The 16162-nt window shown below is 42.7% G+C and carries 14 protein-coding genes and 1 other annotated feature; of the genes, 13 read left to right on the top strand and 1 reads right to left on the bottom strand.

Annotated features, from left to right (window positions below):
• From appD to RAC86_RS23265, 6 genes are all read left to right on the top strand, one after another.
• On the top strand, positions 1-853 hold an 853-nt coding region (appD, locus tag RAC86_RS23290), incomplete at its 5' end, for an oligopeptide ABC transporter ATP-binding protein AppD (RefSeq protein ID WP_377886066.1).
• Complete coding sequence (appF, locus tag RAC86_RS23285; RefSeq protein ID WP_029317611.1) at positions 850-1839, top strand: oligopeptide ABC transporter ATP-binding protein AppF; 990 nt, start codon at positions 850-852, stop codon at positions 1837-1839. The genes appD and appF, both read left to right, overlap by 4 nt.
• 87 nt (positions 1840-1926) lie before the next feature.
• Positions 1927-3558, top strand: a complete 1632-nt coding sequence (locus RAC86_RS23280; protein WP_029317612.1) for a peptide-binding protein — start codon at positions 1927-1929, stop codon at positions 3556-3558.
• A gap of 81 nt (positions 3559-3639) precedes the next feature.
• Positions 3640-4590, top strand: a complete 951-nt coding sequence (locus RAC86_RS23275; RefSeq protein ID WP_014476430.1) for an ABC transporter permease — start codon at positions 3640-3642, stop codon at positions 4588-4590.
• Positions 4591-4606: 16 nt separating this feature from the next.
• Positions 4607-5518: an oligopeptide ABC transporter permease AppC gene (gene appC, locus RAC86_RS23270; RefSeq protein WP_003232961.1), complete on the top strand. Its 912-nt coding sequence runs from the start codon at positions 4607-4609 to the stop codon at positions 5516-5518.
• A 205-nt stretch (positions 5519-5723) separates the two neighbouring features.
• Positions 5724-6476 carry a YjbA family protein gene (locus RAC86_RS23265; RefSeq protein WP_003239298.1) on the top strand — a complete coding sequence of 251 codons (753 nt, stop codon included), beginning with the start codon at positions 5724-5726 and terminating at the stop codon, positions 6474-6476.
• A 34-nt stretch (positions 6477-6510) separates the two neighbouring features.
• Here the strand turns inward: RAC86_RS23265 and trpS are convergent, their stop codons facing one another.
• Positions 6511-7503 carry a tryptophan--tRNA ligase gene (gene trpS / locus RAC86_RS23260; protein WP_003245134.1) on the bottom strand — a complete coding sequence of 331 codons (993 nt, stop codon included), beginning with the start codon at positions 7501-7503 and terminating at the stop codon, positions 6511-6513.
• Between the two features lie 58 nt (positions 7504-7561).
• Positions 7562-7776 (bottom strand) — a binding site (T-box leader).
• 470 nt (positions 7777-8246) lie between these two features.
• Between trpS and oppA the strand changes: the two genes are divergently transcribed.
• The 7 genes from oppA to RAC86_RS23225 all read left to right on the top strand — a co-directional run bounded on the left by oppA (position 8247) and on the right by RAC86_RS23225 (position 15923).
• Positions 8247-9884 carry an oligopeptide ABC transporter substrate-binding protein OppA gene (gene oppA, locus RAC86_RS23255; RefSeq protein ID WP_072566093.1) on the top strand — a complete coding sequence of 546 codons (1638 nt, stop codon included), beginning with the start codon at positions 8247-8249 and terminating at the stop codon, positions 9882-9884.
• A gap of 107 nt (positions 9885-9991) precedes the next feature.
• The gene (gene oppB, locus RAC86_RS23250) at positions 9992-10927 is read left to right on the top strand and encodes an oligopeptide ABC transporter permease OppB (RefSeq protein ID WP_014113368.1); all 936 of its coding nucleotides are present in this window, start codon (positions 9992-9994) and stop codon (positions 10925-10927) included.
• A 3-nt stretch (positions 10928-10930) separates the two neighbouring features.
• Positions 10931-11848 carry an oligopeptide ABC transporter permease OppC gene (gene oppC, locus RAC86_RS23245; RefSeq protein WP_014113369.1) on the top strand — a complete coding sequence of 306 codons (918 nt, stop codon included), beginning with the start codon at positions 10931-10933 and terminating at the stop codon, positions 11846-11848.
• A gap of 4 nt (positions 11849-11852) precedes the next feature.
• Positions 11853-12929: an oligopeptide ABC transporter ATP-binding protein OppD gene (oppD, locus tag RAC86_RS23240; RefSeq protein ID WP_072566094.1), complete on the top strand. Its 1077-nt coding sequence runs from the start codon at positions 11853-11855 to the stop codon at positions 12927-12929.
• Position 12930: 1 nt separating this feature from the next.
• Entirely contained in the window at positions 12931-13848 is a 918-nt protein-coding gene (oppF, locus tag RAC86_RS23235; RefSeq protein ID WP_072182806.1) for an oligopeptide ABC transporter ATP-binding protein OppF, read from the top strand.
• Between the two features lie 104 nt (positions 13849-13952).
• Positions 13953-15167, top strand: a complete 1215-nt coding sequence (locus RAC86_RS23230; protein WP_072566095.1) for an MFS transporter — start codon at positions 13953-13955, stop codon at positions 15165-15167.
• A gap of 177 nt (positions 15168-15344) precedes the next feature.
• Positions 15345-15923 (top strand): GNAT family N-acetyltransferase, encoded by a 579-nt coding sequence (locus RAC86_RS23225; protein WP_003224597.1) that lies wholly within the window; start codon positions 15345-15347, stop codon positions 15921-15923.
• Positions 15924-16162 lie beyond the last annotated feature (239 nt).

The raw sequence follows: 16162 nt of genomic DNA, 5'->3' as shown, positions 1-16162 counted from the left end.
CGGAAAAAGCATTACTTCTTTATCAATTATGGGCCTCGTCCAAAGCTCAGGCGGAAAAATCATGGACGGCTCTATTAAACTCGAAGACAAAGACCTCACCTCATTCACTGAAAACGATTATTGCAAAATCCGCGGTAACGAAGTATCCATGATCTTTCAGGAACCAATGACCTCCCTTAATCCGGTGTTAACAATCGGAGAACAAATTACCGAAGTGCTGATTTACCATAAAAACATGAAGAAAAAAGAAGCCCGTCAACGAGCTGTTGAACTCTTGCAGATGGTCGGTTTCTCCCGGGCGGAGCAAATTATGAAAGAGTACCCGCATCGGCTGTCCGGCGGTATGAGACAGAGGGTGATGATTGCCATCGCACTGAGCTGTAATCCTAAACTGCTCATTGCTGATGAACCAACGACAGCGCTGGACGTGACAATACAAGCCCAGGTGCTGGAGCTCATGAAAGATCTCTGTCAGAAGTTCAATACATCGATTCTTCTCATCACACACGACTTAGGTGTCGTGTCTGAGGCTGCCGATAGAGTAATTGTCATGTACTGCGGACAAGTCGTAGAAAACGCTACCGTTGATGACTTATTTTTAAAACCGCTTCATCCGTATACAGAAGGCCTGCTTACGTCAATTCCTGTTATAGATGGAGAGATTGATAAATTAAATGCGATTAAAGGCAGTGTGCCTACACCGGATAATCTGCCGCCGGGATGCCGTTTTGCCCCAAGGTGCCCGAAAGCTATGGATAAGTGCTGGACAAATCAGCCTTCGCTTTTGACACACAAAAGCGGAAGAACGGTGAGATGCTTTTTATATGAGGAAGAGGGTGCCGAACAATCATGACAGCAGCTAATCAAGAAACAATCTTAGAGCTTCGTGACGTAAAAAAATACTTTCCGATCCGGTCAGGCCTTTTTCAAAGAAAAGTCGGTGATGTAAAAGCGGTGGATGGTGTTTCATTTTCGTTAAAAAAAGGAGAAACACTCGGAATCGTTGGAGAGTCGGGCTGCGGAAAATCGACTGCCGGCAGAACGATGATCAGACTGTACAAACCGACAGAGGGCCAAATTCTTTTTAAAGGGCAGGATATTTCCAATCTGTCAGAGGAGAAGCTGCGGAAGAGTGTCCGCAAAAATATTCAAATGGTTTTCCAAGATCCATTTGCTTCGTTAAACCCGAGAAAGACCCTGCGTTCCATCATAAAGGAGCCGTTTAATACGCACAACATGTATACCATGCGTGAACGAAACGAAAAAGTTGAAGAGCTGCTTGCAAGAGTAGGGCTTCACCCGTCGTTTGCCAGCCGTTATCCCCATGAATTTTCCGGCGGCCAGCGCCAGCGGATCGGCATTGCCAGAGCACTCACTTTGAATCCAGAGCTGATCATTGCAGATGAGCCGGTTTCCGCACTTGATGTATCTATTCAGGCCCAAGTGATTAACTTGATGGAGGAATTACAGGAAGAATTTAATCTTACGTATCTATTTATCTCTCATGATCTGAGTGTCGTCCGCCATATCAGCGACAGAGTCGGAGTAATGTATCTTGGCAAAATGATGGAACTGACCGGCAAGCATGAGCTTTATGACAACCCGCTTCACCCATATACCCAAGCGCTTTTATCCTCCGTTCCGGTTACAAGAAAAAGAGGATCTGTCAAACGTGAACGCATTGTCCTGAAGGGAGAACTGCCTAGTCCGGCCAAACCGCCAAAAGGCTGCGTATTCCACACAAGATGTCCTGTTGCAAAACCGATATGCAAGGAACAAATACCAGAATTTAAAGAAGCTGCTCCCAGCCACTTTGTGGCTTGTCACCTTTATAGCTAATGTTGCCCGCACAGCTTTGAGAGGGGGTATGCACACTACATAAACAACAGCTGAGAAAAACGAACATTTCAAGAGGGGGAATATCTAATGAAAAGACGGAAAACCGCACTGATGATGCTAAGTGTATTGATGGTTCTGGCCATCTTTTTATCAGCCTGCTCGGGATCAAAATCGAGCAACAGCAGCGAGAAAAAATCAGCAGGCAAACCGCAGCAAGGCGGGGATTTGGTTGTTGGTTCAATCGGAGCGCCAACACTTTTCAACTCATTATATTCAACAGATGAATCAAGTACAGATATTGAACAAATGATTTACAGCTTTTTAACGAAAACCGATGAAAACTTAAATGTCAAAATGTCACTGGCGGAAAGTGTGAAAGAGCTGGATGGCGGATTGAAATATGACGTAAAAATCAAAAAAGGCGTTAAGTTCCATGACGGAGAAGAGCTTACTGCCGATGATGTCGTCTTTACGTACAGCATTCCGCTTAACAAGGATTACAAAGGAGAGCGCGGCTCTAACTTTGAAATGCTGAAATCAGTAGAGAAAAAGGGAGACTATGAGGTTTTATTTACGCTGAAATACAAAGACCCTAACTTCTATAACAATACGTTAGACAGCTACGGGATTCTGCCTGAGCACATTTTAAAAGATGTACCGGTTGCAGAGCTTGAAGATAACGAATTTAATAGAAAAAATCCAATCGGCTCGGGGCCTTTCAAATTTAAAGAATGGAAAGACGGACAATACGTGAAGCTTGTTGCTAATGATGACTACTATGACGGCCGTCCGTATTTAGACAGTGTCACGTATAAAATCATTCCTGACGCCAATGCAGCAGTTGCCCAGCTTCAGGCCGGAGATATTGATTTCTTTAACGTGCCGTCAACTGACTATAAGACAGCTGAATCGTTTAATAATGTCAAAGTCGTAACAGATTTAGCGTTAAGCTATACGTATATCGGCTGGAATGAGAAAAATGAGCTGTTTAAAGACAAAAAAGTGCGCCAGGCGCTTACGACAGCTTTAGACCGTGAAACAATGGTGCAAACCGTATTAGATGGGGATGGGAAGGTCGCTTATATCCCTGAAAGCCCGGTTTCATGGAACTATCCGAAAGATATAGAGGTTCCTAAATTTGAATACAACGTCAAAAAAGCTAAGAAGATGTTGAAAGAAGCCGGCTGGGAAGATACTGACGGTGACGGCATCCTCGATAAAGACGGTAAAAAATTCGAGTTTACACTGAAAACGAATCAAGGAAATAAAGTTCGTGAAGACATTGCAGTTGTTGTTCAAGAACAATTGAAGAAAGTCGGGATTAAGGTAACGCCGCAAATCGTTGAGTGGAGTGCATTAGTAGAACAGACAAATCCACCTAATTGGGACTATGACGCAATGGTTTTAGGATGGAGTTTATCAACGTTCCCAGACCATTACGATATCTTCCATTCTAGCCAGTCTGAAAAAGGCTTAAATAACATGTGGTACAAAAACCCTGAAGTTGATAAGCTTCTCAAAGATGCAAAATCAATCAGTGACCGTAACGAATACTCAAAAGCTTACGAAAAGATTTACCAAAAACTTGCTGAAGATCAGCCGTATACCTTCCTTTACTATCCGAACAACCATATGGCGATGCCGGCTAACTTAGAGGGTTATGTGTATCATCCAAAACGCGAGTTGTACCAAATTGAAAAATGGTGGCTTGCCCAATAATTTATAATTTTCCCTTGCAGGGGAGGGAGTGCGTTTCCTTCCCCTTTGAATTTGAAAAAGAACAACGAAGGGGACAAGAATATGGTTACATATATTATTCGAAGAACGTTATCTTCGATTCCTATTCTTTTGGGAATTACAATTTTGTCTTTCATTATTATGAAAGCCGCTCCAGGGGACCCGATGACACTTATGATGGATCCTACGATCAGCCAGGCAGACAGGGCTCAGTTTATTGAAAAGTACGGTCTCAATGACCCTGAGTATGTTCAATATTTAAAATGGCTAGGCAATATGGTTCAAGGTGATTTCGGCACATCCATCATCAGAAAAGGGACGCCTGTTTCAGAACTGATTTTAGCACGGCTGCCCAACACACTCCTCTTGATGCTGGTGTCAACAATTTTGGCGCTGATCATTTCCATCCCATTCGGGGTAATTTCTGCAAAAAAACCTTATTCGAAGCTGGACTACGGCATTACATTTACTTCATTTATCGGTTTGGCAATCCCGAATTTTTGGTTCGGTTTGATTTTAATCATGGTGTTTGCCGTGAATCTCGGCTGGTTTCCAACCGGGGGAGTCGCCACCCTTAACTCAGATTTCAGTATAGTAGACCGGATTCATCATTTGCTTTTACCCGCTTTTGTGCTGGCGACAGCTGATATGGCAGGCTTAACGAGATATACAAGATCCAATATGCTTGATGTTTTAAATCAAGATTATATCCGGACTGCCAGATCAAAAGGTTTCAAAGAGAATCGAGTATTATTTAAGCACGGCTTGCGGAATGCACTATTGCCTGTTATTACGATTTTCGGCTTAATGATTCCTTCCTTTATTGGCGGAGCGGTTGTCGTAGAGCAGATTTTCACTTGGCCGGGATTAGGAAAGCTGTTTGTCGATTCAGCATTCCAGCGCGATTATCCGGTTATCATGGCAATGACTGTGATCTCGGCGGTTCTTGTCGTTGTCGGAAACCTCATTGCAGACATCCTTTACGCGATTGTTGATCCGCGGATCGAATATTAAAAGGAGGGAAACAGAGATGTCAGAGCTGCAAACAACTCCCTCGCCGGAGATCAGGCTGAAAGAAAATATTTCGAAAAAGCCAGAAACAATGACAAAGATTTTCTGGGAAAAATTCTCGAAAAACAAACTGGCCATTTTAGGTGCCGTTATTCTTTTTATCATTATTATGTCTGCTGTTTTCGCCCCTTTAATTGCACCTTATCCCCAAGAGCAGCAAAGCCTGCTTGATAAATATAAGGCGCCGGGCCTTGAACATCTGATGGGAACGGATAAATTTGGACGTGATATTTTCAGCCGGATCCTATATGGAGCGCGTGTCTCTTTATTGGTTGGATTTGCGTCCGTAGTCGGTTCGATTTTGATCGGAACGGTTTTAGGAGCATTAGCCGGATATTTCAGAGGAATAGTGGATGCTGTCATTATGCGTGTAGTTGACATTGTGTTATCCATTCCTGATATTTTCTTGTTGATCACGCTGGTCACCATCTTCAAGCCGGGTGTGGACAAACTGATTTTAATTTTCTGTCTCACAGGATGGACCACAACAGCACGATTAGTAAGGGGAGAATTCTTGTCGCTCCGTTCAAGGGAATATGTTCTTGCTGCTAAAACAATTGGAACAAAAACGCACAAAATTATTTTTTCTCATATCCTGCCCAATGCGTTAGGGCCGATTATCGTGTCAGCTACGCTGAAAGTAGGGTCTGTTATTCTAGCTGAATCGGCGCTAAGCTACTTGGGCTTTGGAATCCAGCCGCCAATCGCTAGCTGGGGGAACATGCTTCAAGACGCACAGAATTTCACAGTAATGATTCAAGCATGGTGGTACCCGTTATTTCCCGGGCTATTTATTTTAATGACCGTTTTATGCTTCAACTTTGTCGGTGATGGCCTGCGGGATGCGCTTGACCCGAAAAATATTAAATAAAAATGAATATCATAACTGTGATAAAATATTACCAAATCAGAAAAAAAGCAGGTCTCCTTTTGTTAGAAAATATACAAAGAGATCTGCTTTTTGCGATTCTTACATAAACCCAGTGATTCCAGATTTCCTCAATCTCTTTGGAATAATTTCTCTATCCCTTGCCTATACTGTGGACAACAGTTTTTATAAAAGTGAGGGGTTAGAGATGTTATTTCTTCATGATGTGTGGGTCAATTGGTTTGAAGGGGAAGAAAATGGCTACAATGTATGCCACTTTCACGAATGGCGCAAGGAAGATACGGTTGAGCTTTTGGATCAGGTGCCGCTGTTAAGGGTGCCGTCAGTACTGTTTCATTACATAGAAAACGATTTGTCAGAGCTTCCGAAAGGTTTGCTTGAAGACGTACATCAGAAATCGTACATTCGGAAAAATCATGAGCGGACAAAGCTTGAGTATTGTTTTGTCGTAACAGACGGAATCGGCATTTTAGCTGTCGACACGATCGGCTACACGATCCCTGTCAGAAAAAGCCGTCTGATCCCAAGACAGGAGCAGCTCGTTTATGAAATGGTAAAAGATGTAGAGCCTGAAACATATGAATTTGAGCCAAAGAAGCTGGAATCCTCTAAGGAATATCACATCTTATCATTAGCACCAGAACATGTCAGAGGACTGACTAGAAAAGAACGGCAAATTAAGCAGCTGATGTTTATGGCGCTTGACCAATTAAAAGGGCTGAAAAACCGGGCTGAAATCGGCTACTGGTACACAGAGTGGAATCCGCATATGTATGAACAAATCAAAAGGATGAGCTTTGAAGAGATTTGGGACATGCTGTATAACGAAACAATTGAAGGCTGGTCGGACAAACACCTAGCTTTTTGCGAAAACCTAATAAAAGGACAGCCTTTTTTCGAAAAGCTTTGGGAAATGGAAAACGAATCAAAGGTCAACTAAAAAAAACCGCTCTTTGCAAAGAGCGGTTTTTTGATTAGCGTCTTTTTCTTCCAAGACCCATGGCATTCTCCATTTTTTTCAGCATTTTGTTTGCTGTCCGGTTCGCTCGTTCCGCGCCTTCATCAAGAATCCGGTCTAATTCTTCAGATTCTATGAGCTCATAATAGCGGTCCTGGATCGGTTTTAATGCGTTCACCACGACTTCTGCCAAATCACCTTTAAACTCGCCGTAGCCTTTTCCTTCGTACTTTGCTTCAAGCTCTTCAATTGTCGTATTGCCGAGGATTGAATAAATTGTAAGAAGGTTTGAAACGCCCGGTTTGTTTTCCTTATCAAATTTCACAATGCCTTCAGAATCCGTTACAGCGCTTTTGATTTTCTTTTCAAGCTGCTTCGGCTCATCCAGCAATGTAATATAAGCTTTCTGATTCGGATCAGATTTGCTCATTTTCTTCAGCGGATCATTCAGAGACATGATGCGTGCACCGACTTTTGGAATTTTCACTTCCGGAATCGTAAAGATGTCGTTGTATTTTTTGTTGAAGCGTTCTGCAAGATTCCGCGTCAGTTCAAGGTGCTGCTTTTGATCCTCGCCGACAGGTACAAGATCCGTTCCGTACAGCAGAATATCAGCGGCCATCAGCGGCGGATACGTTAACAGGCCGGAGACGACAGCTTCATTGCCTTTGGATTTGTCCTTAAATTGAGTCATCCGCTCAAGCTCGCCGATATAGGCGACACACTGCATCATCCATCCGGCCTGCGCATGCGCGGGGACCTCTGACTGAATAAACAATGTTGCTTTTTCTGGATCAAGTCCGACAGCTAAGTAAAGCGCCGCGAGATTGCGGATATTCTTTCTAAGCTCAAGCCGATCTTGAGGAACAGTTATCGCATGCTGATCGACGATGCAAAAATAGCTGTTATAATCATGCTGCAGTTCGACAAACTGCTTCATTGCACCGATATAGTTGCCGAGCGTCACTGAGCCGCTTGGCTGAATACCTGAAAAAATCGTTTGTTTCATGAAAACATCAACCTCATTTCTTAAAACATAATAAAAAAGGCTCATTCTTCCCCTGTAAAAAAGGGACGAATGAACCGTGGTACCACCCTGATTATTCCATTAAAATGGAATCACTCTGACGTTTGTAACGGAGACTGCTCCGGCTGAGCCTACTTTTTTCCAGTTCGGTCAGCTGCTCCAAAGTCCATTCCACATTGCCCGTTATCTGCTCCCAGCACCGCAGACTCTCTTCAAACAGGTGAAACGTGTACTACTCTTTTTCATAGCAAGCTTTTCTTTTGATTGCTTCATTATAAATCAATTATAACCAATTGTCATCATGAAAAAACATTCTTTTTTCCAGTAAAATTGTAATAATATAAATAACACGAGTGCTGTAAAATCCTTAAATGATAACTGCTATCAGCGTAAAAACAGGCAGATATTATATGTAAAAAGCAATATGGGCAGAAAACACATGAAAAAGTTTTTAATCAATTTATGCTTTAAATGGTAGAAGGATATTATGTTCGTGGAAGAAAAACTAACGAAGTTCAAATATTTTAAATTGATAAAATAATATTGCAATAAATTATTTGTTTCATTATAATGAACTTGTTCACTCTATTGTTACAGCTTTTTTACAAAAATAATCAGAAAAGACGGAACAGAATAAAAGTTATGGAAACTCAGGTTCATTTGTCTGATATTTCTGAGGATTTAGCCGTAAGGAGCTGAAAATTATTTTTAGGGGGTTTGTGGATATGAAAAAACGTTGGTCGATTGTCACGTTAATGCTCATTTTCACTCTCGTGCTGAGCGCATGCGGCTTTGGCGGCAGCGGATCAAACGGTGAAGGGAAAAAGGACAGCAAAGGAAAGACGACACTTAACATTAATATTAAAACTGAGCCGTTCTCCTTACATCCGGGATTGGCAAATGACAATGTGTCGGGTGGTGTCATCCGTCAGACTTTTGAAGGATTGACACGTATCAATGCAGATGGTGAGCCTGAAAATGGCATGGCTTCTAAAATTGAAACAAGCAAAGATGGAAAGACATATACATTTACAATTCGTGATGGTGTGAAATGGTCAAACGGGGACCCTGTAACAGCCCAAGACTTTGAATATGCTTGGAAGTGGGTGCTTGATCCTAATAATGAATCACAATATGCTTACCAGCTTTACTACATAAAAGGTGCTGAAGCGGCGAATACCGGTAAAGGCAGCCTAGATGATGTAGCAGTAAAAGCCGTGAATGACAAAACGCTGAAGGTTGAATTAAATAACCCAACTCCTTATTTTACTGAATTAACTGCGTTTTATACGTATATGCCGATCAACAAGCAAATTGCAGAGAAAAATAAAAAGTGGAACACAAATGCCGGAGATGATTATGTATCGAACGGACCGTTCAAAATGACGGCATGGAAACACAGCGGTTCTATCACTCTTGAAAAAAATGATCAGTATTGGGATAAAGACAAAGTCAAACTGAAGAAAATCAGTATGGTTATGATCAACAATAACAATACTGAACTGAAAAAATTCCAAGCTGGCGAACTTGATTGGGCCGGTTTGCCGCTCGGACAGCTTCCGACAGAATCTCTTCCTACCCTGAAAAAAGACGGTTCTTTACATGTTGAGCCGATGGCAGGTGTCTATTGGTACAAATTCAACACTGAAGCTAAGCCGTTAGACAATGTAAATATCCGTAAAGCATTATCTTATGCGATTGATCGTCAATCGATTGTTAAAAACATTACGCAAGGTGAACAAATCCCGGCAATGGCTGCGGTGCCACCGACAATGAAGGGATTTGAGGATAACAAAGAAGGCTACTTCAAAGACAACGATGTCAAAACGGCAAAAGAATATCTTGAAAAAGGCCTGAAAGAAATGGGCTTAAGCAAGGCATCTGACCTTCCGAAAATCAAATTGTCTTATAACACTGATGATGCACATGCGAAAATCGCTCAAGCCGTGCAAGAAATGTGGAAGAAAAATTTAGGCGTGAATGTTGAGCTTGATAACTCAGAATGGAATGTATATATTGATAAGCTTCACAGCCAAGATTATCAAATCGGCCGTATGGGTTGGCTTGGCGACTTTAACGATCCTATTAACTTCCTCGAGTTGTTCCGTGACAAAAACGGAGGTAATAACGATACTGGCTGGGAAAATCCAGAATTCAAAAAGCTTCTGAATCAGTCACAAACTGAAACTGATCCAACAAAACGTGCAGAGCTGCTGAAAAAAGCAGAAGGTATTTTCATTGATGAAATGCCTGTAGCGCCAGTTTATTTTTATACGATTCCTTGGGTGCAAGACGAAAATCTGAAAGGAACCATCATTACTGGAACCGGAGAAATTTATTTCAGAAACTCGTACTTTCAATAAGTCTTATTTGTGAAAACAAAAACCTCAAGGTATATGGGGACCTATTTCCCATATACCTTTCTTACTGAAAGAGTATAAAAATGTAAAAATCATGGAGGTGTTCCCCCTTGCTAAAATATATCGGAAGACGCTTAGTCTATATGATTATCACATTATTTGTGATTGTAACTGTGACATTCTTCTTAATGCAGGCAGCACCGGGTGGGCCATTTTCAGGTGAGAAAAAGCTTCCGCCTGAAATCGAAGCAAACTTAAATGCGCATTACGGCTTGGACAAGCCGCTGTTTGTACAATACGTCAGTTATTTGAAATCAGTTGCAATGTGGGATTTCGGACCGTCATTTAAATATAAAGGTCAGAGTGTTAACGACCTAATCAGTTCAGGTTTCCCCGTTTCATTCACTCTTGGAGCAGAAGCTATTCTCCTCGCTTTAGCGTTAGGTGTATTGTTTGGGGTTATAGCAGCCCTTTACCATAATAAGTGGCAGGATTATACCGTGGCGATTTTAACGATATTTGGCATTTCAGTTCCGAGCTTTATCATGGCGGCTGTTCTGCAATATGTGTTCTCCATGAAGCTTGATCTGTTTCCTGTCGCGGGTTGGGAGTCCTGGGCATACACCTTTTTGCCTTCAATCGCACTTGCTTCCATGCCGATGGCGTTTATTGCCAGACTTTCTCGTTCAAGCATGATCGAAGTGTTAAACAGTGATTATATTCGCACAGCGAAAGCAAAAGGGCTGTCCCGTCCAGCAGTTACAGTGCGGCACGCCATTCGAAACGCGCTTTTGCCAGTCGTTACATACATGGGCCCGATGGCCGCGCAGGTCTTAACGGGAAGCTTTATTATTGAGTCCATCTTTGGTATCCCGGGGCTTGGTGCACACTTCGTAAACAGTATTACAAACCGTGATTATACAGTCATTATGGGTGTAACGGTGTTCTTCAGTGTCATCTTGCTATTGTGTGTATTAATCGTAGACGTGCTATACGGCATTATTGATCCAAGAATCAAGCTTTCAAAAGCAAAGAAAGGAGCCTAGGCCATGCAAAACATTCCAAAAAACCTGTTTGAACCAGCCGCAGCGAATGCCGGCGATGCAGAAAAAATAAGTAAAAAGAGCCTTTCCCTCTGGAAAGATGCGATGCTTCGTTTCCGCAGCAATAAGCTTGCAATGGTCGGGCTTATCATTATTGTACTCATTATCCTTATGGCAATTTTTGCGCCAATGTTCTCAAGATACGATTATTCAACTACTAATCTCTTAAATGCGGATAAGCCGCCTTCAAAAGATCACTGGTTCGGAACAGATGATCTTGGACGGGATATTTTCGTCCGTACTTGGGTAGGTGCGCGAATCTCAATCTTTATCGGTGTTGCAGCCGCTGTTCTTGATTTGCTGATCGGTGTGATTTGGGGAAGCATTTCAGGCTTCCGCGGAGGCAGAACGGATGAAATTATGATGCGTATCGCCGATATCCTTTGGGCAGTTCCTTCATTATTAATGGTCATCTTACTGATGGTTGTGCTTCCGAAAGGGCTATTTACGATTATTATTGCCATGACAATTACGGGCTGGATTAATATGGCCAGAATCGTGCGTGGACAAGTGCTGCAGCTGAAGAATCAGGAGTATGTGCTTGCTTCACAGACACTTGGTGCAAAAACATCCCGTCTGCTGTTTAAACATATCGTGCCAAACGCAATGGGTTCCATTTTGGTCACGATGACATTGACAGTTCCGACTGCGATTTTCACAGAAGCCTTTTTAAGCTATTTGGGACTTGGTGTTCCGGCTCCGCTGGCAAGCTGGGGAACGATGGCTTCTGACGGATTGCCTGCATTGACCTATTATCCGTGGCGTCTATTCTTCCCTGCCGGTTTCATCTGCATTACGATGTTTGGCTTTAACGTTGTCGGCGACGGATTAAGAGACGCATTGGATCCTAAGTTACGTAAATAAGGGAGTGATACGGGTGACACGCCTATTAGAAGTAAAAGATTTAGCGATTTCATTTAAAACATATGGCGGAGAGGTTCAGGCGATCCGCGGAGTGAATTTCCATCTGGATAAAGGAGAAACGCTGGCCATTGTCGGAGAATCAGGCTCCGGAAAAAGTGTGACCTCTCAAGCGATCATGAAGCTGATTCCAATGCCTCCGGGTTATTTCAAACGAGGTGAGATCTTGTTTGAAGGAAAGGATCTGGTGCCGCTGTCCGAAAAAGAGATGCAAAATGTCCGGGGAAAAGAGATCGGGATGATATTCCAGGATCCGATGACCTCTTTAAATCCGACGATGAAGGTCGGCAAACAAATTACGGAAGTGCTTTTTAAACACGAGAAAATTTCAAAGGAAGCGGCTAAAAAACGCGCGGTTGAACTGTTGGAATTAGTCGGTATCCCGATGCCGGAAAAGCGGGTTAACCAATTTCCGCACGAATTTTCAGGCGGGATGAGGCAGCGGGTTGTCATCGCCATGGCGCTTGCGGCGAATCCGAAGCTTCTGATCGCCGATGAGCCGACCACTGCTCTTGATGTAACGATTCAAGCGCAAATTCTGGAATTGATGAAGGATTTGCAAAAGAAAATTGACACGTCCATCATCTTTATCACACACGATCTTGGTGTTGTGGCTAACGTTGCTGATCGGGTCGCTGTCATGTACGCGGGACAGATTGTAGAAACCGGTACGGTAGACGAGATTTTCTACGATCCGAGACATCCGTATACGTGGGGGCTTCTTGCATCCATGCCGACACTGGAAAGTTCAGGAGAAGAACAGCTGACTGCAATTCCGGGCACGCCGCCTGATTTGACAAACCCGCCAAAAGGAGATGCTTTTGCGCTGCGGAGCTCTTACGCGATGAAAATCGATTTTGAACAGGAGCCGCCAATGTTTAAGGTGTCCGATACTCATTATGTAAAATCGTGGCTGCTTCATCCGGACGCGCCAAAGATAGAGCCGCCTGAAGCGGTAAAAGCGAAAATGCGTAAACTGGCAAATACCTATGAAAAACCTGTCTTAGTGAGAGAAGGTGAATGAATTGAGTGAGAAACTATTAGAAATCAAACATTTAAAACAGCACTTTGTCACGCCAAAAGGAACGGTTAAGGCTGTAGACGATTTATCATTTGATATCTATAAAGGTGAAACATTAGGGCTGGTTGGAGAATCTGGCTGCGGTAAATCGACAACAGGCCGAAGCATTATTCGGCTATACGAAGCGACCGATGGTGAGGTGCTGTTCAACGGCGAAAATGTGCACGGGAAAAAATCGCGGAAAAAGCTGCTGGAATTCAACCGCAAAATGCAGATGATTTTCCAAGATCCATATGCATCCCTGAATCCGAGAATGACAGTTGCTGATATTATTGCTGAAGGCCTCGATATTCATAAGCTGGCGAATACGAAAAAAGAGCGGATGCAGCGGGTCCACGAGCTCTTGGAAACAGTCGGTTTAAACAAGGAACACGCGAACCGCTATCCGCATGAATTTTCCGGCGGCCAGCGCCAAAGAATCGGGATTGCCAGAGCTCTCGCTGTAGATCCGGAATTCATTATCGCAGATGAGCCAATTTCCGCTTTGGATGTATCCATTCAAGCACAGGTCGTGAATTTAATGAAAGAACTGCAAAAAGAAAAAGGGCTCACATACCTGTTTATTGCCCACGATTTATCGATGGTCAAATACATCAGCGACCGCATTGGAGTCATGTATTTCGGGAAACTGGTTGAGCTTGCTCCGGCAGATGAGCTTTATGAAAATCCGCTTCACCCGTATACAAAATCATTGCTTTCTGCGATTCCGCTTCCTGATCCGGACTATGAGAGAAATCGCGTCCGCCAGAAATACGATCCGTCCGTCCATCAATTAAAAGATGGGGAAACAATGGAATTCCGTGAAGTCAAACCGGGACATTTTGTGATGTGCACGGAGGCAGAATTTAAAGCTTATTCATGAATCAAAAATCCTTCAAGAGATTTCTCTTGAAGGATTTTTTTATAATCATAGAAAGTGAGAGTGATAACATTTACAATTAGAGGAAAAAGCGGAGGCGAAATACGATTCAATTTCTGCATAACAAAAATGTTTTTGCGCTATTATTGTCTCAATCTCTTCAATCTTTAGCAGGAGTCCTTGTCACAATCGTATTAATGGTCAGGGTCTATCAAATGACCGACTCCGTCTTTTTGGCGGGTCTTGTTTTATCGTTCATGTCGTTTGCGATTATAGCGGCAAGCTTTTGCATCTCCCCAGTGCTTCGCAATCTCGGTTTTAAAAAGGTGCTTGCGGGTGCAAATCTGCTGAGAGCGGTCTTTACAATACTTATGGCTTTTAGCGTCAGTCATCACGAACAGGTTTTCTTTTGGATAACGCTGCTGTTTGTCTTCTGTTTTTCCTTCGCGGGCGCCTTTTTTCAGCCGGCAAGATTCGCGCTGCTGCCGATTATTGTTCCAAAAGAGCAATATGTGAAAGCGAACGGTGTGATCTCCCTCTCGAATCAATTGTTTTTAACAGCAGGCTGGGGCCTTGGGGGCCTTCTGACGTATGCCGTACCTTTTGAACTCGTTGTCGGTGCAGCCATTTGCTTGTTTGTTCTTTCGGGAGCTTCCCTCATTGTGCTTCATATAAATGAAAAAACGACAGATGGAACAGCTGAAAAAGCATCTGCCAAAAGTATATGGAAGGATTTAATGATGATCCCTATTGTAAGAGACATTACTCTAATGGACATGTTAGAAGCTTTGGCGGGTTCTGTTTGGTCGTCTGCTATTCTTCTCGCATTTACTGCGGCTGTTTTGCATGAAACAGAGGTGTGGTGGGGGATGTTTAACGCTTCTTATTTTATAGGTGCGATTGTCGGCAGTGTGATTGCCATTCGTTTTTCTGCTTTTTTTGAGCGGAACATGGGCTACGTTATTATTTTCTGCTCGCTTGTGATGGCGGCGCTGACCCTTCTGTTCTCATTTTCTCCAATCCCGTATTTATGCGCTCTGGCTTGTGCTGCAATGGGGCCTTTTTATCAGGTGCGTGATATTTGCCAGGAAACCATGCTGCAAGAGGTCATTCCCAAGCAGAAGCGTATCGGGATCATGGCTGCCAAAAATGCGATTTTGACTCCTTGGTCAGGCGTCACCTACTCCATTATGGGGCTCGTGGCTGATGCTGCTGGTGCGAAAACAGCTTTTATCGCGGCAGCTGCATTATATATCATGACGTTTCTTATTGCACTGGCGCAGCCCCGCCTGCTTCATTACAAGCAGGAAAGCCAAGCTTAATGAAAGCTTTTTACATACACTTCAAAATGAACGGAGCATCTGACTCCGTTTTTTGCTGAAAAAAAATGAAACCATGGCGGAAGTTTGTACGTCTTTATAGATGTAAAGCTGTTTAAACAATATGAAATGGGGTATATCTAAAAGTATGAAGACAATGAACTCATAAGGAGCAAATCAATGAACTGGTATGAAAAGCTTAGCGAGTACTTTCCAATTGAAGAAATGAAATCAAAAGCGCATATGGAAGCTCTTCTGAAAGAGCGGAGCGATATTTATCATAAAGATGAAGGCAAACATCATATCTTAATGTTTGCGGAATTCGATTCTTTTATCTTCGTTGATTATCTGTATGTGTCTAAGGATGCAAGAGGGCAGGGGCTTGGCGGCAAATTGATCGCGAAGCTGAAAAAGAAAAATAAGCCGATATTGCTCGAGGTGGAGCCTGTGGATGAAGATGATACTGATACAGAAAAACGCCTGAGGTTTTATCAAAGAGAGCATTTCAAACATGCTCAGTCAATTGGGTACCGGCGCCGGTCATTGGCTACTAATGAAGTAAACAAGATGGAGATTCTGTACTGGTCACCGAAAACAGAATCAGAAGAAGAAATTCTTGAAGCCATGAAACAGACATATGAAAACATTCATACTTATAAAGATGAGAAATGGTACGGGGAATCGTACGAAAAAACAGATGAGGTCCTGAAACTCATTGATGAAGAAAAACAAAAAAATATTTTCGATCAGTTAAGCTAATTGAGAATTAGAACATATCATTAAAATTAAAAATTTGCCGGATTGACACATTTTTTTCTTAGGATACTGTTCACACTTACTTTTTTATAGTATAATACCTATAAAGATTCCTTTTTTAGAGTAATTTCAATTTAAGAATAAAATAGATGTTCATCCTACTAATTAGAGGAGTGAAGATGAATGGTTACACTATACACATCACCAAGCTGTACTTCATGCAGAAAGGCGAGAGCGTGGCT

This window comes from Bacillus sp. LR_5, assembly GCF_042709275.1.
The sequence above is the reverse complement of the archived record's forward strand: the minus strand, read 5'-3'. Positions and strand labels throughout refer to the sequence as shown.